Source organism: Methyloversatilis sp. XJ19-13 (assembly GCF_024580155.1).
Taxonomy (GTDB): Bacteria; Pseudomonadota; Gammaproteobacteria; order Burkholderiales; family Rhodocyclaceae; genus Methyloversatilis.
This window is the reverse complement of the sequence record NZ_JANINH010000028.1, coordinates 1-19,807: the sequence shown is the minus strand read 5'-3', so window position 1 is coordinate 19,807 and position 19,807 is coordinate 1. Positions and strand designations below refer to the sequence as shown.

The window sequence follows — 19,807 nt, the reverse complement described above, 5'->3', positions numbered from 1 at the left end:
GTTAACAGCCTTCTTCCTTGTTTACAATAACTTGCGTAAAAACAAGTTTATCTGCCAGTGCTAACTGAACGGCATTAGGGCGGAGCGGGGGTTTCGGCGAGCATTGCTCGCCGCCCGCGAAGCCGGCTGGCCATGCAGGGCCAGCCGTGGAACGGAGCGGGGGCTTCGGCGAGCACTGCTCGCCGCCCGCAGAGCCGGCTGGCCATGCAGGGCCGGCAGTGGATCGCCGCTCCCACAGGCCGCCGCTCCCACCCTGCCGCCGCCCCGATAACGCCTGCCTCAACAGGCCCCTCGCTCACTCAAGCTCGCGCAGTTTTGCAAAGGCTTCTTCGATGCGCTCAACCGGAATGATGGTCAGCCCTTCGATCTTCTGCTTCGGCGCGTTGGCTTTCGGGATGAGGGCATGCGTGAAACCCAGTTTGGCGGCCTCGCGCAGGCGCTCCTGTCCGCGCGGCGCCGGGCGGATTTCGCCGGCCAGGCCGACTTCGCCGAAAGCGACCATTTTCTGCGGCAGCGGTCGGTTCTTCAGCGATGACACGATGGCCAGCAGCACCGCGAGGTCGCCGGCCGGCTCGCCGATCTTCACGCCGCCCACCGCATTGACGAACACGTCCTGATCGGCGCACACCACGCCGGCATGGCGATGCAGCACCGCCAGCAGCATGGCCAGCCGCGCCGCGTCCAGCCCGACGGTGAGGCGGCGCGGATTGCCGTGGGCGCTGTCCACCAGGGCCTGGATCTCGACCAGCAGCGGCCGCGTGCCTTCCTGCGTCACCATGACGCAGGAGCCCGACACCGGCTGAGCGTGATGCGACAGGAACATCGCCGACGGATTGGACACACCGCGCAGGCCGCGCTCCGTCATGGCGAACACGCCCAGTTCGTTCACCGCGCCATAGCGGTTCTTGAACGCCCGGATCAGGCGGAAGCTGGAGCTGGTTTCACCTTCGAAATACAGCACCGTGTCGACAATGTGCTCGAGCACGCGCGGCCCGGCCAGCGTGCCTTCCTTGGTCACGTGGCCGACCAGGATCAGGCTGTGCCCGGCCTGCTTTGCCGCCCGCGTGAGCTGCGCTGCGCACTCGCGCACCTGCGCCACCGAACCGGGTGCCGAGGTGAGCTGTTCGGAATAGACGGTCTGGATCGAATCGACCACCACGACGCGCGGCCGGGTGTCGTTCAGCACGGCGCCGATCTTTTCCAGATTGATTTCCGCCAGCAGCTGCAGCCCCGACGGATCGAGCGCAAGGCGTTGCGCGCGCAGCGCCACCTGTTCGCCCGACTCTTCACCCGTGATGTAGAGCGTGCTGACCCGCGAAGCCAGCTGGGCGAGCGCCTGCAGCAGCAGGGTCGACTTGCCGATGCCCGGGTCGCCGCCGATCAGCACCACGCCACCGGGGACCAGACCGCCGCCCAGCACGCGGTCGAATTCTTCCAGTCCGGTCGCCAGCCGCGGTTCGTCGCGCGGCCGGATGTCGGCCAGTGTCTGCACCTGCGCGGTACCGGCCAGCGAGGCGAAACGGTGCGCACCGGTGCCCTGCTCAGCAACCGTTTCGACCAGCGTGTTCCAGCCGGAGCAACCGGGGCACTGGCCGGCCCACTTCGGGCTGGTGGCGCCGCATTCGGTGCAGGAATAGACGCTCTTTGCCTTGGCCATCGCGGCTCAGCGCACCGCAGCCAGCGGCGGCGCCTTGCCGGGCTCGCTTCCGGCTTCGGACAGGTCGGCGACGCCGACCTCGACCGCCGGTACGCGCAGCGCGAGCGCGCACACCAGTTCGTAATTGACCGTACCGGCCGCGGCGGCCACTTCGTCCAGCGCCACGTGTTCGCCCCACAGTTCGACCACGCTGCCCAGCCCGGTGGCCGGCAGATCGGTCAGGTCGACCGCGATCATGTCCATCGACACCCGCCCGACCAGACGGGAGCGCACCCCGTCCACCGCCACCGGCGTGCCGCTGGGGGCGTGGCGCGGGTAACCGTCCGCATAGCCGCAGGCGATCGTGCCGATGCGCATCGCGCGCTCGGCGGCGAAGGTGCCGCCATAGCCGATGCGCTCGCCCGGCTGCAGGTGCTGCTCGGAAATGATGCGCGCCTCGAAGCGCATCACCGGTTTGAGACCGATGTCCGCCGCGCTGGCATACGCCGTGGCCGGACTGGCGCCGTAAAGCAGGATGCCGGGGCGCACCCAGGTGGCATGCGTCTGCGGAAAGCGCAGCAGCGCCGCCGAATTGGCCAGCGACACCGGCCCGTCGAAACCACGTGCCAGCGGTGCGAAGCGCGCCAGTTGTGCATCGACGCCGCGTTCGCCGTCGGCGTCGGCGAAGTGTGTCATCAGTCCGATCGAGCCGGCGTGCGGCCAGGCGCGCAGCCGATCCAGCGCGGCGAGCGTGCGCTCGGGCGTGATGCCGAGCCGGTTCATGCCGGTATTCACCTTCAGGAACAAAGGGATGCGCGCATCGGCCGGCAGCGGGACCGCTTCGAGCCAGTCCAGCTGCTCCGTCGTGTGCACCACGACCGACAGGCGCCGTGCGGCGATTTCGGGCAGGTCATTCGGGCTGAAGAAGCCCTCCAGCAGCAGGATGGGTTGCCGGATGCCGGCTTCGCGCAGCCGCACCGCATCTTCCAGATCAAGCAGCGCGAAGCCGTCGGCCAGCGTGCTCAGCCCGCGCGCAATGCGCGTGATGCCGTGACCGTAGGCGTTGGCCTTGATGACGGCCCACATTTTCGCGCCGCCGGCCAGTTCGCGGGTGCGCAGATAATTGTGGCGCAGGGCATCGAAATCGATGCGCGCATGGATCGGACGGAACAGCGGGAAGGGAGCGGTGTGGGACGGGCGCGACATGAAGGGCAAGAAATGGCGGAAAGTCCGCGAAACCGCGAATTCTACTATCCGGCGCCGGTGGGCATCAGTTTCGACTGTACCGAACAGATGCCACGCCGGACTTCAGCGCCCGCTTTGCCCCGCCAGACGCCCCGACGCAAACTCGCCGAACTTCCTGGCCATGTAAGTGCGGAAACGCTCCGACGGATACAGCAACGCCATATGGCGCACCAGCCGCGGACGCAATGGAATGGCGACCAGCAACCCGAGGCTTGTTTCATGGCGGATAGCGGCACGCGACAGGATGGCGTAGGCCAGCCCGCGCTCGAGCACACCCTTCACCGATGAAAGCCGGTCAAGTTCGAACGCCAGCGGAAGCTTGGCCGGATCGACGCCGCCACGTGACAGGTAGTCTTCGAGCAGCGCACGTACGCTGCCCGCATCGCGCCCGGCGCACGGGTGCTGCAGCAGGTGCTCCGGCGTGACGGCATCCAGCTTCGCCAGCGGGAAATCGGGGGCGCAGACGACCACCAGTTCATCTTCGGCGCACGGTTCGACCATCACCTGCGCTCCACCGCGACCCAGCCCTTCAACGATGCCGATGTCGAGCACGCGCTCGTCCACCATGTCTTCGATCACGCGCGGGTTGTCGACGGTAAGCCGCGGTACCACATTCGGATGTGCGTTGCGAAACTCGGCCAGCACGGGCGGAAGATGGTATTCGGCGACCGTCGGCGTGGCGCCGATCAGCAGATGGCCGCGCAGGTCGCTCGCCATCTCCTGAAGTTCGTTCTCGAGCGACGCGAACAGGTCGAGAATACGATCGGCATAGTCCTTCACCTTCAGGCCTTCCGGCGTCAGCGCCACGCGGCCGTGAGCACGCTCGAACAATCGGGTGCCGAAATGTTCCTCAAGCTGCTTGATCTGGAAGGTGACTGCGGGCTGCGTCATCTGCAGCAGTTCTGCGGCGCGTGTGAAGGACATCTGGCTTGCCGCAGCGTGAAACACCTCCAGCCTTCGTTCAGGCATTTTTCCCTCTTTATAAGTGACGCTCGCCCTCGTGGTTATAGACCAACTTGGCGTTTGCAGGTCAACCAAAATGTAAGGTCAAGCGGCGTTTCAGGGCGGTCGATACGACCTTACCGGGTAATGCATTGCACCAGCGGAAGCAGTGTAGCAGCGCCGTGTCACGTCATCTGGACAGTGCGGGCTTCGTGGTATAAAGGCGCACTTTTCGCGCAGGGCCGGCGTGCAGTTCCGGCACACAACGCCCGATGCCTCTCGGCTTCTACATGATAATGGCCGCGCAGTTCTTTTCTGCGCTTGCCGACAATGCTTTGCTCGTGGTTGCCATCTTCGTGCTGAAGGATGCGCTGGCACCCGACTGGCAGATCCCCCTCCTCAAGCTGTTTTTCACCATTTCGTACGTGCTTCTTGCCGCCTTCGTCGGTGCGCTCGCCGATTCGATGGCGAAGCGCCGCGTGATGCTGATCAGCAACGGCATCAAGGTGGTGGGCTGTGCGCTGATGTTCTGGCACGTGCATCCACTGCTTGCCTATGCCGTGGTCGGTCTGGGCGCCGCATCCTACTCGCCGGCCAAGTACGGCATCCTGACCGAGTACCTGCCGCACCGTCTGCTGGTGGTCGCCAACGGCTGGATCGAAGGGCTGACAGTCGGCGCCATCATTGTCGGCGTGCTGCTGGGCGGCCTGCTGATCGACCCGTCACTCAGTGCCCGCCTGCTGGCGATTGATCTGCCCTTCGTCGATACCGGGCTCGACACCACCGTTGAAATCAGCCTGATGCTGGTCGGCCTGCTTTACGTGCTGGCTGGCATCTTCAACCTGTTCATTCCGGATACCGGCGTACCGCTGAAGCCGCTGAACAGCAGCCCGGCCGCGTTGATCGCCGATTTCAGCCACAGTTTCAAGGCGTTGTGGCAGGACAAGCTGGGGCAGATTTCGCTCGCCGTGACCACGCTGTTCTGGGGCGCCGGCGCGACGCTGCAGTTCATCGTGATCGACTGGGCTGACCGCGCACTCGGCATGGGCCTGTCTCAGGCATCGAAACTTCAGGGCGTGGTGGCGGTGGGCATCGCCATCGGTGCGGTGATGGCGGCGCGGCGCATCACGCTGCGCGGCTCGGTCCGGGTCATTCCGCTGGGCATTGCGATGGGGCTGCTGGTGCCGCTGATGATTTTCGTCACGCAGCAGTGGGTGGCGGTGCCCATCCTGATCCTGATCGGCGCCTGTGCCGGCTTTTTCGTCGTGCCGATGAATGCGTTGCTGCAGCACCGGGGCCACATGCTGATGGGCGCCGGTCACTCGATTGCGGTGCAGAACTTCAACGAAAACCTGTCCATCCTGATCATGACCGGGCTGTACGCCGCGCTGCTGGCCGCCGGCCTGTCGGTGTTCGTGGTGATGGTCATGTTCGGCCTGTTCGTCGCCGCCACGATGTTCATGGTCGGCAAATGGCACAAGGCCAACCAGCGCAAGCGCGACGACGTGTCGCTGCTCGACGACGGCTTCAGCCACTGACCGCCGCCCTGCCCCACTTTTCGGTCTGAAGGCTCAGCGCGACGCCAGCGCGGCCCGCGCGAAACACAGGTCTTCCCATGCCTTGGCCTTGTCCTGCGGACTGCGCAGCAGGTAGGCCGGGTGATAGGTGACGACCACCGGAATGCCCGCGCGGTCGAACAAGCGTCCGCGCGCCGCGTTGATCTTCACTTCGCCTCCAAGCAGGGTCTGCGCGGCCGGCCGGCCCAGCGCCACGATGATGCGTGGCTGGATCAGCGCGATCTGCCGTTCGAGATAGGGCTGGCAGGCGGCTATTTCGGCCGCTTCCGGTGTGCGGTTGCCCGGTGGACGGCATTTCACCGCATTCGCGATGTATGCATTCTGTCCGCGCGCCAGACCGATGGCGGCGAGCATCGCATCGAGCAGCTTGCCGGCCTGGCCGACGAACGGCTCGCCGCGCAGATCCTCTTCGGCACCCGGCCCCTCGCCGACGAACAGCCAGTCGGCTGCGCGGTCGCCGACGCCCGGCACCGCCATCGTCCGACGCTCATGCAGCGGGCAGGCGCGGCAGGCGCCAATGGCGGCTTCCAGTGCCTCCCAGTCCATGCCTTCGGTTGCCACGCACGCAGACGCCACGAGCGGCGAGGCGGTCGGCAACACGGCGGTCCGGGCAGGCAGCACTGCCGGCTCGCGGGCCCGCGCGGCCGCCACGTCGGCTGCGACCGCTGCGGATGCGGGCGCTTCCGCCGGCGGACTGTCAACAGTCTCACCCGGCGCATCGCGCAGTCGCCAGACCGGCGCCAGACCCATCTCCCGCAGCATGGACGCACGCCGGTTCATCGACGCCACGCCTCATTCGATCCCGCTCGCCAGCGCTCGCCCAGTTCGGCACTCATCACGATGGCATCCTCTCGCCCGTCGAGCGCCGGGTAATAGCGCGGACGACGGCCAATCGGCTGAAAGGCCGCAGCGTCGTACATGGCGCGCGCCGCCACATTGGACGGACGGACTTCGAGAAACATGCGTTCTGCCCCATACAGCGCTGCTTCGCGCGCCAGGTGGTCGAGCATCAGGCGGCCCAGCCCGCGCCGCTGCATAGGGCCCGCGACGCTCAGATTGAGCAGATGGGCTTCGTCGAGCACGCACATCATCACCGCATAGGCGACCAGCACGCCGTCCTGAAAAAGCACGCGGCAGCAGTAGCCGGCGATCAGCGAATCGGCGAAGTTCACCCGCGTCCACGGAAAGTCGTACAGCGTACTTTCCAGCAGGGCAACCTCGTCCAGATCACTTTCACGCATCGGCGCGAAAGCGCGCTGCGCCAGATCGGCAGACTGTACGGATGCGACAGACATTTCCATCAGGCGCGACCACCGGCTGCCAGACGTTCGGCGGTCGTCTGCGCCACCTTGTCGCGCACATAGATCGGTGACGCCAGCGCGGCGTCGATGCCCTCGCCCGCCGCCAGACGCAGGCAACCGAGGCGGCCGATCTGCCGCGCGTGCGCAGTCAGGGCGCTGTCGATGGAACCCAGATCTGCGACCCACGGCAACTCGCCGACCGCCGCAAGCGCGAACCCGCTGCCGCAGCCCTGCCACGATGCCAGCTCGCCTTCGGGCCTGTTCAGTCCGGCCGGCGGGCTCACCCGGATGTTCGAACGCGCCGACACGACATCGCCGCGCACCTCATAGCACGCGCTGTAGACCTCGCTCATGCGTGCATCGACACAGACACACTTGAATCCGTCTCCCGCCGACAGCGCCAGCGCCTCCAGTGTCGGAACGGCCAACAGCCTGACGCCGCTGCCGACCGACAAACCCTGGGCCACCGACACGGCCAGCCGCAGACCGGTGAAACTGCCCGGGCCGGCACTGAAGGCGATGCCGTCGAGCTGCGGCAACGACAGGCCGCTTTCGCGAAGCAGTTCGGTCACCCATGGCAACACGAAGCGCGCGTGCGTGCCGGGTGTACCGCCTTCGCGCGCACTCACCTTATCGTCCAGCAACAGGGCGACCGAGGCGGTTTCGGACGATGTTTCAATCGCAAGCAGCTTCATTCCGTTCGGCGATTCGATGTCGAAGCGCATGATTGTAGGGTGTTCCGGCGTGTCCGGACCGCCCGGCCGCTTCAAGAAAAGCGCTTTCCGAGCCGTTCACTGCGGCGTTATCGTTAACCCCGAAAGGGGCTTTTCGTCATGTTCCTGCCGACCGAAGCACTGGACAAGATGCGCGTCGTCATTGCCGACGCGAATCAGGTCGTCCGTACCTGGCTGCGCACCCAGCTGTCGCAGGCCGGCGTCAAGCACGTCGCCATGGCCGGCACGGCCGGCGACCTGCTGCGCCAGTGCGCCGCCACGACGCCGGACGTCGTGCTGTGCGATCACAACTTCGGCGAGAAGCACGACGGCCTGCGCACCCTCGAAGAGCTCCGGCTCAACAACATCCTGCCGCTGTCATCGGTGTTCATCATCGTCACCGGCGAGCGCATGCGCGCGCGCGTCGTGTCGGCAGCCGAATTTGCACCGGACGATTACCTGCTCAAGCCCTTCACCTCCGGCCAGCTGGCCGAACGGCTGGAAAAGGCCGTCGAAAAGAAGCTCGCACTGAAGGCGGTCTTCGTGGAAATGGCCCAGCGCAATCTGCCAGGTGTGATCCTCGAATGCGACCGCGTGGTCGAACGTGCGCCACGCTATGCACTGGACGCGCTGCGCATTCGCGCCGAGGCGCTGATCGCGCTCGGTCGACTGGATGAAGCCAGCGAAATCTACCAAGCCATCATCGCCCGCAATTCGGTCCCCTGGGCACGCATCGGCTATGCGATGGTGCTGCGCGAGCGCGGCGAGGCGCGCGAGGCCGCCGAACTGGCGGCGCAGATCAGCGAGGAGTTCCCGGATTTCATGGGTGTCTATGATTTTCTCGGCGAACTGCACGAACGCAACGGCGAACTGGTCGAGGCGCGCACCTATTACGAACGTGCCGATTCGATCGCACCGGACAATCTGCGGCGACTGCGCAGCCTGGGCGAAATCTGCCTTGAACTGGGCGACGTCGGACAAGCCGCGGCCGTCATGCGGCGCGTCGTCGATCGCACCGAAGGCACCTCCCTCTGCTGTACCGAAGATCACCTGACGCTGATCAAAAGCTTGGTCGGGCTTGACGACACCGATGCGGAGATCAACCAGCGCATGAAGGAAATGCGCACCATGCTGGGCGACAGCGAACGCGCGGCCGTGCTGTCCGACGTCATCGAGGCACGCCGTCTGAGTCGCAATGGCGACGAAGAAGGCGCGCGTCGTGCGATCGACCAGGCGCTCAAGACCCACGAACAACTGCGCACGCCGGACACGCTGGCCACCACGGAGCTCGCAGAAGCCTGCCTGCAGAACGACCGGCAGGAGGCCGCCGAAAAACTGATCAGCACGTTGCCCGACACGCCCGGTGTGCTGCCGAACCGGCTGAAACGCCAGTCACAATCGGCGCGAGAACGCGCCAGGGCCGCGGCGGCACAGCTCGAAGCCGAGCGCGCCGAAGGCCCCGACCTCGACCACATCGAGGCCGAACTGACGCGTCTGGGCACACTGATAAAGCGGCTGGATGTGACCTGGGACGACACGCTCGCGACGGACGCGCGCAACATCCTGATCGACGCCTTCACCCTGGCACCGCGCGAACGCAGCGTCATCGATGCGCACATCCATTACAACAGGGTGGCGCAGAAACACGGCTTCGACCGGCACAAGCCGACGGCGCGGGTCAGCAATCCGGAGTGAGCTAAAACGCCCCGGTCGATCGAGGCCGCGGGGCGGTTCGCGCGCTCAAGCAAACACAGGTGCCGCGTCGGGAATGAAGCGAGCATGCGCCCCCGACCACCATGCACCCACTCCTCCATTCAGCGCACCGATATCGACCTGCGGCGCCGGGCTGCCGCGGTGGTCGAGCCGATCGAGATCAGGCTGTGCGCCGAACACGCCGCCGGTCAGCCGCCCGCCTGCGATGAAGTGTACGCCGGCGCTGCCGTGATCGGTTCCTGCGCTGAGGTTCTCCGCCGCGCGACGCCCGAATTCCGAGCGCGTCATCAGCAGCGTGTCAGGCCAGCGGCCCGACGCCTGCAACGACGCACGCAATGCCGTCAGCGTGGCGGCAAGTCGCGCCAGAAGGCGGGCATGCACCTCGGGCTGGCGTTCATGCGTGTCGAAACCGTGCAGCGCAAGGTGCAGCGAATGCAGCGGTGTGCCGGACGCGATCTGTTCAAGCCCCTGCGCAAGTGAGGACGGGGCGGATGAAAACGGCTGCAAAGTTTCGCCGGAGTCTGCCGACGGAAAGTCAGGCAGCGCAGCCTGCATGAGTTCGGACGCGCGATGGTGCGACAGGCTCGCTTCGGCGCTGCCCACGCCATGCAGGATCGCCAGTTCGCCGGCTGACCACATCGGCATCAGCGGCCGCAGCGCCGGATGCAATGCATTGCGGTCATCAAGCGGCAGCCCGCTCTGCCGGTCGATCGCGATGGTCGGCCTGAGTGCGGTGTAGTGTGGATCGGAAAGGGGGATGACGGTATTGAGACCATCGTTGCCGCCGACCAGATCGATGATGATCAGAAGTCGGCCGATCGGGGCAGCTTCGGCAGCCCCGATGCGCCCCCGTGCCAGCGGCGCTGCCGCGGCGCACTGCAGGAAATGCCGTCTGTCCATGGATTGGCGGGCAGGTCTGCGGGGCTGGGTGACTAACGGTCCGGCGTGTCGCGGTAGAGCTCGCGCGATGCGTCGCGGATGTCGCGCCGCAGCTGCCGGCGCTCTTCCGGCGTCAACCCGGGGCCGCGCTGGTCACCATAGTTGGCACGGCGCGCCGCTGTCGGATCATCTGCATCGAAGCGGCGCATCGGCGGCAACTCGCCGCTGGCGGGCATGATGCGTTCCATGTACTGGCCACCGACGAAATCGCGTCGACCGACCGGGTCGCCGCCTGCGGCCTCGACTGTTGTCGAAACGATGACCGCCGCGCCCATACAGGAGCACAGCACGGCGCGTCGCCGTCGTACGCTGGTCAGGTCTGCACCCATCATTCGTGTTCGCTCCTTGCCGTCGCTACTGTTCAACTGCGGCACCGCCGGGCGCTCGCGCCATCGGCCCGATGCGCCCCGGATTGTAGAGGTAGAGACTGGCGCGGTGAAGTGCGTACTGCCGCGCCAGATGTGCCGCCTGATCCTCGCCCTGCGCCACGTCCGGCGATGCAGTACCTGCCCCATCACGCTTCAGGGTATCCGATGGCCGGGCCGGAATTGAATCAAACGGTGTCTGCGCTTCGACTTTCGCCGCACCGCCCGTCTGCACCATGGGCAACATCACATTGGCTGCCGACGCGGCAAACGATGCGCTGCAGATACACACCCCGACCATCAATCCGAACCCTTTCATCACTGCCTCCCTGTGGCGTTTCCCGCTTTGACTGGTTGATGGACGAAGCCTGAACACCCGCTGTTAGCCGGATGTGAGCAGACCGCCACGGTTTGTAAGCGCACGTTAACGCCTGCCGCGCCGCTTACATGCGCTCACCGGCGGATTGAATACTGCTGACCCGCTCGGGTAGCATCGCGCAATGGAAGAAAAAAAACGCAAGATCCTGATCGTCGATGACGACGCCCGCCTGCGCGCCCTGCTCGAGCGCTACCTCGGAGAACAGGGGTTCGCGGTCAAGGCCGTGGCCGACAGCACGCAGATGGACCGTGCCCTGGCGCGCGAACTGTACGACCTCATGGTGCTCGACCTGATGCTGCCCGGTGAAGACGGCCTCGCCATCTGCCGCCGGCTGCGCGCGCAGGACAACACGATTCCGGTGGTCATGCTGACCGCCAAGGGCGACGAGGTCGATCGCATCGTCGGTCTCGAAATGGGCGCCGACGACTATCTGCCCAAGCCCTTCAATCCGCGCGAGCTGGTCGCCCGCATCAACGCCGTGCTGCGCCGTCAGGCACCGAAACCGCCCCCTGGCGCGCCGGCGCTCGACGAGCGCGTGGTGCATTTCGGCCAGGTCGAGGTCAATCTCGCCGCGCGCACGCTGACCCGCGACGAACAGGAGCAGGTGCTCACCACCGGCGAATTTTCGCTGCTCAAGGTGCTGCTCGAATCGCCGCGCGTGCCGCTGTCGCGCGACAAGCTGATGGAACTGGCGCGCGGCCGCGAATACGACGCCTTCGATCGTTCGATCGACGTGCAGATGTCGCGCCTGCGCAAGCTGGTCGAAGACGACCCCGCCAAGCCCCGCTACCTGCAGACCGTTTGGGGCTTCGGCTACGTGTTCGTGCCCGACGGTACGCGGCATGCCTGATCACGCCCCTGCGGCAGCCGGTCACACTTCGACCGGCTGTGCGCCGGCGTTTCCCCCGTGGTAAAGCGCGCGCGTCGCCGCGGCAGGTTCGCCCGTATGACCGGTCAGGCCCTGCGCGCGCCGCTGCGCAGCTTTCCGCTGCTGCCGCGCACACTGCTGGCGCGCACCTTCCTGCTGCTGGCCGGTCTGCTCACCGCCTCGGTGCTCGCCTGGTCGGGCATCTATGCCTGGCTCGAACGCGCGCCGCGGGCACAGCAGGCCGCGCAGATCATCATCAGCGTCATCAACCTCACCCGTGCGTCGCTGGTCAGCGCCGACCCGCAGCGACGCGTCGAACTGCTGACCGAGCTGTCGATGCGTGAAGGTCTGCGCATCTATCTCGACGGCGACATTCCGGGCTTCGACCCCATCCCAGGTGACCGGTCGCTGGCTGCCATCGAGGACGAGCTGCGCAAGCGGCTCGATCCGCGTACCCGCATCGTCGTGTCACGCGGCATCCAGACCGGGCTGTTCGTCAGTTTCAGCATTTCCGACGGCGAAGGCATCGACGATTACTGGCTCATGCTGCCGCGCAACCGCATCGAGCGCCCGCTGGCGCTCGAGGTGATCGGCTGGGGCACCGCAGCGCTGCTGCTCGCGCTCGGCGGCGCCTTCCTGATCGTGCGCCGGGTGACCCGGCCGTTGTCGGCGATGAAGCGCGCGGCCCGTGCGATCGGCCGCGGCGAGCGCCCCGCCCCGCTGCCCGAGCAGGGCGCCGAAGAACTCGCCGAGGTGGCGCACGCCTTCAACCAGATGGCCGACGATCTGGCGCGCATGGAAGACGAGCGCGCGCTCATTCTGGCCGGCATTTCGCACGACCTGCGCACGCCGCTGACCCGGCTGCGGCTCGACATGGAAATGGCCGGGCTCGACCCGGACACGGTGCGCGACATGAGCGCCGACATCGATGACATGGACAAGATCATCGGCCAGTTTCTCGACTTCGCCCGCATGACCACCGGCGAGGAGCCGGTCGAAGGCGATCTCGCCAGCCTTGTGCTGGAAGCCGCGCAGGCCTACACGCGGCATGGCTTTGCCGTCAGCGCCGTCCGGCTCGATCCGGTGCCCGCCATGCGCTTCCGGCCGCTCGCCATCCGCCGCTGCCTGAACAATCTGGTCGACAATGCGCTGCGTCATGCCGGTGAAGACAAGCCGGTCGAATTGTCATGCATGATCGACGGGCCGGAGGCCTGCATTGACGTGAGCGATCGTGGCCCGGGCATACCGCCCGAGCAGATCGACCGCCTGAAGCGGCCCTTCACGCGGCTGGACAACTCGCGCACCGGCCAGAGCGGCGCCGGGCTGGGTCTGGCGATCGTCGAGCGCACCTTGCGTGCGCACGGCGGACGGTTCGAGCTGCTGCAGCGCGAGGGCGGCGGGCTGGTCGCCCGCCTGCGGCTGCCGCTCGCTCCACCGGCAGCGGCCAGCCGCGACAGACAGGGTCAGTGAACGCTACCTGATTCGGCCGCTGCGGCGGCCGCACCATCGGCCGGCACTACCGGCGCATCACCACTGCGCTGCGCCGTACGGTCGAGCAGTACGCGCAGATGGCCGAGTGACAGCAGCTGCGCGTACACCAGACCCATCCAGCCGCGGCGGAACAGATCGACCGCCGCCGCCGCCGACAGTGATTGCAGCTTCGCTTCGTCGATCACCCACAGCCCGTCGAGGCGGAACTTGCGGCCGTCCTTCAGTTCGGCCATCGCGCTCATTTCGTTCAGCAGACCGAGCTGTTCGACCTCGCGGCAGAATTCCGCCGTGCGCTGCGCCTCGTTCTGGTAGCCCTGCACGAACGCCAGCGCGTTCTTCAGGAACGGGGTTTCGGCGCCATTCTCGTCGAACAGTCGCTCGCCCTCTTCCTTGTTGAAGCCCGGAAACTGCTCGTCCATGCACACCAGCAGCTTGTCGGGTGCCGTGTTGTCCTGCACCGCGACGAAGGGATAGCGGCGCACGAAGGCGGGCACGTAGCGTGCGTCCCACTTGCCTTCGTCGTTCAGATAGAGGTTTTCCGCGTCGCGCAGACCGAGCAGCGCCACCGGTACCAGCCCCCCCGGCAGCCGTGCGAACACGATCGGATACTCGCGCGCCACGTCGCCGAATTCGACCAGCGCCAGCGGCACGCAGTTGGTGCTCGCGGCGAAACGCAGGTTGTCCTGCGGCTTCAGGTGCAGGTCACGGTGGGTGTCGCGGTTCAGAACAACCACACTGTCGTAGAAAAGCAGCGTTTTCATTGAAATCCTTCCGGTGGATGGGGGTGCGCCGGCCCAGATTCTATGCCGCCCGCTCTGCTCGCCGCGCGAAAAACGACCGCGCGATGCCCAAAGACCGACGGGCCGGGGCGATATAAAATCACGCTTTCCGGCAGACACCGCTAGCAACGCGAACACGCTCAACACCCCATGACACAGAACCACTCCGCCAGCACCACCTTCTACGACCACATCGGCGGCGCCCCCGCCGTGCGCGCGCTGGTCGATCGCTTCTACGAACTGATGGACACGCTGCCCGAGGCCTACGGCATCCGCAAGCTGCACCCGGCCGACCTGTCCGGCTCAGCCGAAAAGCTCTACATGTACCTGTCCGGCTGGCTCGGCGGCCCGCAGCTGTACGTCGAAGCCTACGGCCACCCGCGCCTGCGCGCGCGTCACCTGCCGTTCACCATCGGCGAAGCGGAACGCGACCAGTGGCTCATGTGCATGCGCATGGCGATGGAAGAAGTGCTGCCGCCGGACGACTCCAACGCCCAGTTGTACGGCGCGCTGGCTGACCTCGCGGACCACATGCGGAATATGGCGGGGTGAGCGGCCGACGGCGGGTCTGCCTTCAAGAAGATCGGCTGACAGACCCTCTGCTTCGAGGTGCGGCAGTGCCGGAGGCGCTTCAGCGACGCCCGGAGTCAACGCGTCGAAGGCCGCTCCGCGCCCGTGCGCTACTTCATCCCGCGAGATGGCGCAGGATGCTGGCCAGTATCTGCGGCACGCGATGCGGGTCACGACCGATGTCCTGCAGCAGCGCGTCGACCGTCGCCGTACCCGGCAACCCGGCCCAGGCCGACATGTCCTGCGGCGTCGCACTGACGTAAGCCATGCGCCAGGTGCCGAAGGTCGGCGCCTCGACCTCCGCTTCGTGGAAGACGGTGACCGTATCGTGCCGCGTATCGCTTGCGATGCTCGCCATCAACGCCCGCACGACCCCTTCTTCGCCTTCGAGTATCTGCAGAAACACGCCATCGACGAACACCAGTGCACCGGTGACGTTGCGCGCTTCATTGCCGGCGCGCGCATCGACCAGGATCTGTTCCAGATCCGCCGCCGTCATCGGTCGGGTGGCCTGGGAGGAGTAGACGATCTGATAGGTCATGGCGACGCTCGCGGGTGAATGTGGGCGAGCAATGGTACGACGGTCTGCCCACAACCCGCCACGGGCCGCCCGGTAAGCGGCCGACGTCACAATGGCATGACGATCCGCCAACGCGAGCAGTGCAAACAGGGGATAGATCCTGAAGCATTGCCGAACGTACAGGTGGCTTCAGCGATAGAGCAGAACGGCTGCCGGTCTGCCCCCCCTGTCATTCAGCGCCGCTTCCGGAATTCGCCGGCAAACGCTTCCGAGGCCAGATGCATCCTGTGCGACGATGCGTTCCCGAGCGGTCGAGCGGTGATCCGCGCACGCGTCCCGCTCACCCGCCCCGGAGCCCCCGCATGGACAACATCTACGAGCAGCATCTGGAGCGCAACGCGGCCAACTTCGTCGCCTTGTCGCCGGTCAGTTTCGTCGAACGCAGCGCGGAAATCTTCGGCGACCTGCCGTCGGTGGTGCACGGTGAGCGCCGCTACACGTGGGCGCAGACCCGCGAGCGTGCCGCCCGGCTGGCGGCGGCACTGCGCGCCCTCGGCGTCGGCCGCGGCAGCACGGTCAGCGTCATGCTGCCCAACACCCCGGAAATGGTCGAGGCGCACTACGCGGTGCCGGCGCTCAATGCCGTGCTCAACGCGCTCAACACGCGACTCGATGCCACGCTGCTGGCCTGGCAGATGAACCACTGCGAAACGCAGGTGCTGATCACCGACCGCGAATTCGCCGCCGTCATGGCGCCGGCGCTCGACATCCTGCGCGAGCGCTTCGGCCGCAGCCCGTGCGTGATCGACGTCGACGACAGCGAATACGCCGGCGCCGGCAGCCGCCTCGGCGCCCACGAATACGAAGCGCTGCTCGCCGCGCACCCGCCGCTCGCCCGGCTCGACGGCCCGGCCGACGAATGGGACGCCATCGCCGTCAGCTACACCTCGGGCACCACCGGCGACCCGAAGGGCGTGGTCACCCACCACCGGGGCGCCTATCTCAACGCGCTGTGCAACGCGGCCGCCTGGACCATGCCGCACTTCCCGAAGTACCTGTGGACACTGCCGATGTTCCACTGCAACGGGTGGTGCTTCACCTGGACGATCGCCATGCTCGGCGGCACCCACATCTGCCTGCGCAAGGTCGAGGCCGGTGCCATCCTCGACGCCATCCGCGCGCACGGCGCCGATCATTACTGCGCCGCGCCCATCGTGCACAGCCTCATCTACAACGCGCCGGACGCACTGCGCGCCGGCATCACCCACGCGGTGCGCGGCATGGTGGCGGGCGCTGCGCCCCCGGCGGCGATGATCGAAGGCATGGCACGCATCGGCTTCGACATCACCCACGTCTATGGCCTGACCGAAACCTACGGCCCGGCCGCGGTGGCCGTCAAACGGCCGGCCTGGGCGCAGGAAAACCTGTCCGAACAGACCCGCCTCAACGGCCGTCAGGGCGCGCGCTACCCGATGCAGGAAGGCATGACCGTGCTCGACGCCGGCACGCTGACCGAAGTGCCGGCCGACGGCCACACCATGGGCGAAGTCATGTTCCGCGGCTACATCGTCATGAAGGGCTATCTGAAGAACCCGGAATCGACCGCGAAGGCTTTCGAGGGAGGCTGGTTCCACACCGGCGACCTCGGCGTCATCGAACCCGACCGCTACGTCAAGCTGAAGGACCGCAGCAAGGACATCATCATTTCCGGCGGCGAGAACATCAGCTCGCTCGAAGTCGAGGACGCGCTCTACCGCCACCCCGCCATCGCCGCCTGCGCCGTCGTCGCCCGCCCGGACGACAAATGGGGCGAAACCCCGGTCGCCTTCGTCGAACTGAGGTCCGGCGCCACGGCGAGCGCCGAAGAACTGATCACCCACTGCCGCGGCCTGCTCGCCGGCTACAAGGTGCCACGCGAAATCCGCTTCGAGGAAATCCCCAAGACCTCGACCGGCAAGATCCAGAAGTTCCAGCTGCGCAACCGCCTGAAGGCATCGAGCGCGATCGGATGACCTCACGGGTTCGGCAACACGATCGAATGCCATGACCGTCTCGCGAACAACATGAGGTTTTCGCAGGAGCGATCCATTGATCGCGAACACGAGCGTTGAACACGCGCAGGTGCCCGAGCAACGTCCGCTTTCGCGATCAATGGATCGCTCCTGCATTCGAGCATCACTCAAGCGACGCCACGGGTTCGGCAACACGATCGAATGCCATGACCGTCTCACGAACAACATGAGGTTTTCGTAGGAGCGATCCATTGATCGCGAACACGAGCGTTGAACACGCGCAGGTGCCCGAGCAACGTCCGCTTTCGCGATCAATGGATCGCTCCTGCATTCGAGCATCACTCAAGCGACGCCACGGGTTCGGCAACACGATCGAATGCCATGACCGTCTCGCGAACAACATGAGGTTTTCGTAGGAGCGATCCATTGATCGCGAACACGAGCGTTGAACAGGCTCAGGTGCCCAAGCAACGTCCGCTTTCGCGATCAATGGATCGCTCCTGCAATCGAGCTTCACTCAAGCGACGCCACGGGTTCGGCAACACGATCGAATGCCATGCCCGTCTCGCGAACAACATGAGGTTTTCGCAGGAGCGATCCAGTGATCGCGAACACGAGCGTTGACCCCGCGCCGGTGCCCGCGCACCGTCCGCTTTCGCGATCAATGGATCGCTCCTGCATTCGAGCCTCACTCAAGCGACGCCACGGGTTCGGCAACACGATCGAATGCCATGACCGTCTCACGAACAACATGAGGTTTTCGTAGGAGCGATCCATTGATCGCGAACACGAGCGTTGAACACGCGCAGGTGCCCGAGCAACGTCCGCTTTCGCGATCAATGGATCGCTCCTGAATTCGAGCGTCACTCAAGCGACGCCACGGGTTCGGCAACACGATCGAATGCCATGACCGTCTCACGAACAACGTGACTTTCTTGCAGGCGCGGCCGACGGCTGGCCATGCAAGGCTGGCCGTCGACAGTGGAAAACAGAGCACAGACACCCTTTTCATTCGGCACTTCGATATCCGTGGCCTGTCTGCTGTTTCTCCTGTTTCTCAGCGGCCGCCGCTCCGGCTGCTTCACGTCGCTCGGCGCGCGCCATCAGGTGCGTGTGGGCGCTTTCAGCCAGGATGCAGGCCGCCACACCCAGTACCGCCTGCCTGAGCCAGGGTGCCGGGGCCCGGGTTCGGCGCACCAGGGTGTCGAGCAGGCCGGTGGTCGCGCGGCCGAGCGTCCACAGCACCAGGCTTATCCCCACGACCATGGCGACCACGAAAATCAGGAACTCCAGCATGTCCGTCGGTCCGGCGGTGTGCGTGGCGTGGCCCGAGGCGGACCAGCCATGGAACGCGACGGCGGGTGCGCTCAGGGCTGCAAACAGTGGCCAGCGCGTCGCCAGGTGCCGCAGGAGACCAAGTCCGATCAGGGTCACGATGGCCTGTGCCAGGGGCGGCCAGCCATACAGGTCAGCCACCGCGGCCAGGGCCAGCCAGGGTGCGATGTATCGGATGAGCCCGGGGCCTTTGGGCATGATCGGCGCCTCGCTGGCGACGATCAGCGGCTCGGGCCGTGAGCGCCCCAGGCCGCCTTGAAGCAGATCAAAACCCAGCGCAGTGAGAACAGCGCCCAACAGGATCGCGTGCAAGCCGGGGGGCGCCAGCCAGCTGAACAGCATCCACCCCTGCAGGTTGCCTGCGGCGGTCAGGAAGAACGGCAAGAAGGCCGCCAGGCCGACGAGGAACATGACACCCCCCACCACCAGACAGGCCCGCACCACGGGGTCACGGGTGTCGCGGGGCTGAGCGGCAGGCACTTTGCGCCGCTTGTAACCGAACTGGGTGATGCGCCCCGGCAACTCGAAATGAACACCGATCACGAGCGTTGCCGGGACGAGCAACAGGAGGTCGAAACGAAACAGTGCCCACAGCGCCAGCAGGGCGAAGCAGGCATACAGCACGCGCCGAGTGAATGGCATGCGGTCGTCGTGCGGCGATTCGCGGGTGTTGGGCTCGGGGTGTCGGTGCATGGTGAGTCTATAGCGGCAGCCGCATGCAGCATATTGACTGCGAATGGCCACCCTTTCCGTGAACGGGACGCAGCGCCGGCGACCCGTGCTCCGTGAGCCTCAGCGCCGCGCCTGCCACTCGTCCGGATCCAGGGCAGCGTGCAGAACGGCCAGCATGCCGTCGCTCACCAGATAGAAAACGCCGTAAGGAAACTGGCGCAGCAGCGCACGGCGACTGCCGCGATGGATGTCGGGGTAGAGAAATGGATTCTTCGACGCTGCTCAGGAAGTCATCGCCCAGACCACGACGACACTCCTGATAGAAGGCGTTGCTGCTCGCAAGATCGTGCTCCGCTTCCGGACGGACGAATATCTTGCAAGCCATGTCAGGCGCCGGTGATACGCCGCCTTACGTCCTTCCAGTCAGCCCCGGGGTGCGCATCCAGCGCCCGTGCGGCCAGCCGCTGATCGAGTACCACCTTCTGTTCTCGCGTCACCTCGACATGGTTTGCCAAATCGTTGACGCTGGCGCTCGGATTCTGAATATCCACAAGCCCGATTCCTCTGCTGAAAACGGCATGAAGGATACCCTGAATGAGTCAGGCGACGGATCGACACCCTGCCGTCTCGTCGATGTCGATCTCTTCGTAAGCGTCCGACCGCCACCGTCTTCCCTTCCCTGATCCAGCGCGTAATCATCGCCCGCACTCGGGCACCTCAATGTTGTGTCCACAAAGGAGATCATGGACA

The 19,807-nt window shown here is 66.0% G+C and carries 19 protein-coding genes; 6 read left to right on the top strand and 13 right to left on the bottom strand.

What is annotated here, in order from left to right; all coding sequences use genetic code 11:
- Positions 1–295: 295 nt before the first annotated feature.
- The 3 genes from radA to NMQ14_RS19010 form a co-directional block, all read right to left on the bottom strand.
- A complete protein-coding gene (radA, locus tag NMQ14_RS19020; RefSeq protein WP_257098436.1) occupies positions 296–1,657 on the bottom strand; it encodes a DNA repair protein RadA in 1,362 nt (453 codons plus the stop codon).
- Positions 1,658–1,663: 6 nt separating this feature from the next.
- On the bottom strand, positions 1,664–2,842 hold the full coding sequence (gene alr / locus NMQ14_RS19015) for an alanine racemase (protein WP_257098435.1): 1,179 nt from the start codon (positions 2,840–2,842) through the stop codon (positions 1,664–1,666).
- A 102-nt stretch (positions 2,843–2,944) separates the two neighbouring features.
- The gene (locus NMQ14_RS19010) at positions 2,945–3,850 is read right to left on the bottom strand and encodes a LysR family transcriptional regulator (protein ID WP_257098434.1); all 906 of its coding nucleotides are present in this window, start codon (positions 3,848–3,850) and stop codon (positions 2,945–2,947) included.
- 245 nt (positions 3,851–4,095) lie between these two features.
- On the opposite strand from NMQ14_RS19010, the gene lplT reads away from it, so the two are divergent.
- On the top strand, positions 4,096–5,361 hold the full coding sequence (gene lplT, locus NMQ14_RS19005; protein ID WP_257098433.1) for a lysophospholipid transporter LplT: 1,266 nt from the start codon (positions 4,096–4,098) through the stop codon (positions 5,359–5,361).
- 33 nt (positions 5,362–5,394) lie between these two features.
- Here the strand turns inward: lplT and NMQ14_RS19000 are convergent, their stop codons facing one another.
- From NMQ14_RS19000 to tsaB, 3 genes are read right to left on the bottom strand one after another with little or no spacing between them, the layout of a single operon-like run.
- Entirely contained in the window at positions 5,395–6,180 is a 786-nt protein-coding gene (locus NMQ14_RS19000; RefSeq protein WP_257098432.1) for a uracil-DNA glycosylase family protein, read from the bottom strand.
- The gene (rimI, locus tag NMQ14_RS18995) at positions 6,177–6,695 is read right to left on the bottom strand and encodes a ribosomal protein S18-alanine N-acetyltransferase (RefSeq protein WP_257098431.1); all 519 of its coding nucleotides are present in this window, start codon (positions 6,693–6,695) and stop codon (positions 6,177–6,179) included. Before rimI ends, NMQ14_RS19000 begins: the two co-directional genes overlap by 4 nt.
- A 5-nt stretch (positions 6,696–6,700) precedes the next feature.
- The gene (gene tsaB, locus NMQ14_RS18990; RefSeq protein WP_257098430.1) at positions 6,701–7,426 is read right to left on the bottom strand and encodes a tRNA (adenosine(37)-N6)-threonylcarbamoyltransferase complex dimerization subunit type 1 TsaB; all 726 of its coding nucleotides are present in this window, start codon (positions 7,424–7,426) and stop codon (positions 6,701–6,703) included.
- A gap of 108 nt (positions 7,427–7,534) precedes the next feature.
- On the opposite strand from tsaB, the gene NMQ14_RS18985 reads away from it, so the two are divergent.
- Positions 7,535–9,109: a response regulator gene (locus tag NMQ14_RS18985; RefSeq protein ID WP_257098429.1), complete on the top strand. Its 1,575-nt coding sequence runs from the start codon at positions 7,535–7,537 to the stop codon at positions 9,107–9,109.
- 45 nt (positions 9,110–9,154) lie between these two features.
- Here NMQ14_RS18985 and NMQ14_RS18980 read toward each other — a convergent pair whose 3' ends face one another.
- From NMQ14_RS18980 to NMQ14_RS18970, 3 genes are read right to left on the bottom strand one after another with little or no spacing between them, the layout of a single operon-like run.
- Entirely contained in the window at positions 9,155–10,027 is an 873-nt protein-coding gene (locus NMQ14_RS18980; protein ID WP_257098428.1) for a DUF1501 domain-containing protein, read from the bottom strand.
- A gap of 32 nt (positions 10,028–10,059) precedes the next feature.
- A complete protein-coding gene (locus tag NMQ14_RS18975; protein ID WP_257098427.1) occupies positions 10,060–10,398 on the bottom strand; it encodes a hypothetical protein in 339 nt (112 codons plus the stop codon).
- A 22-nt stretch (positions 10,399–10,420) separates the two neighbouring features.
- The gene (locus NMQ14_RS18970) at positions 10,421–10,750 is read right to left on the bottom strand and encodes a hypothetical protein (RefSeq protein ID WP_257098426.1); all 330 of its coding nucleotides are present in this window, start codon (positions 10,748–10,750) and stop codon (positions 10,421–10,423) included.
- 181 nt (positions 10,751–10,931) lie between these two features.
- On the opposite strand from NMQ14_RS18970, the gene ompR reads away from it, so the two are divergent.
- Entirely contained in the window at positions 10,932–11,660 is a 729-nt protein-coding gene (gene ompR, locus NMQ14_RS18965) for a two-component system response regulator OmpR (protein ID WP_257098425.1), read from the top strand.
- A 96-nt stretch (positions 11,661–11,756) separates the two neighbouring features.
- A complete protein-coding gene (locus NMQ14_RS18960; RefSeq protein ID WP_257098424.1) occupies positions 11,757–13,148 on the top strand; it encodes an ATP-binding protein in 1,392 nt (463 codons plus the stop codon).
- On the opposite strand, the gene NMQ14_RS18955 is transcribed toward NMQ14_RS18960, so the two are convergent.
- Positions 13,142–13,930: a SapC family protein gene (locus NMQ14_RS18955; RefSeq protein WP_257098423.1), complete on the bottom strand. Its 789-nt coding sequence runs from the start codon at positions 13,928–13,930 to the stop codon at positions 13,142–13,144. The genes NMQ14_RS18960 and NMQ14_RS18955 overlap by 7 nt on opposite strands.
- A 168-nt stretch (positions 13,931–14,098) precedes the next feature.
- Between NMQ14_RS18955 and NMQ14_RS18950 the strand changes: the two genes are divergently transcribed.
- A complete protein-coding gene (locus NMQ14_RS18950; protein WP_257098422.1) occupies positions 14,099–14,500 on the top strand; it encodes a group II truncated hemoglobin in 402 nt (133 codons plus the stop codon).
- Between the two features lie 133 nt (positions 14,501–14,633).
- On the opposite strand, the gene NMQ14_RS18945 is transcribed toward NMQ14_RS18950, so the two are convergent.
- Positions 14,634–15,059, bottom strand: coding sequence for a BLUF domain-containing protein (locus NMQ14_RS18945; protein ID WP_257098421.1), 426 nt, complete (start codon positions 15,057–15,059; stop codon positions 14,634–14,636).
- Between the two features lie 341 nt (positions 15,060–15,400).
- Here NMQ14_RS18945 and NMQ14_RS18940 point away from each other — a divergent pair, with 341 nt between their 5' ends.
- On the top strand, positions 15,401–17,050 hold the full coding sequence (locus NMQ14_RS18940; RefSeq protein ID WP_257098420.1) for an acyl-CoA synthetase: 1,650 nt from the start codon (positions 15,401–15,403) through the stop codon (positions 17,048–17,050).
- A gap of 1,008 nt (positions 17,051–18,058) precedes the next feature.
- On the opposite strand, the gene NMQ14_RS18935 is transcribed toward NMQ14_RS18940, so the two are convergent.
- The gene (locus tag NMQ14_RS18935; RefSeq protein ID WP_257098419.1) at positions 18,059–19,078 is read right to left on the bottom strand and encodes a hypothetical protein; all 1,020 of its coding nucleotides are present in this window, start codon (positions 19,076–19,078) and stop codon (positions 18,059–18,061) included.
- Between the two features lie 365 nt (positions 19,079–19,443).
- The gene (locus NMQ14_RS18930) at positions 19,444–19,608 is read right to left on the bottom strand and encodes a hypothetical protein (RefSeq protein WP_257098418.1); all 165 of its coding nucleotides are present in this window, start codon (positions 19,606–19,608) and stop codon (positions 19,444–19,446) included.
- Between the last annotated feature and the right edge of the window lie 199 nt (positions 19,609–19,807).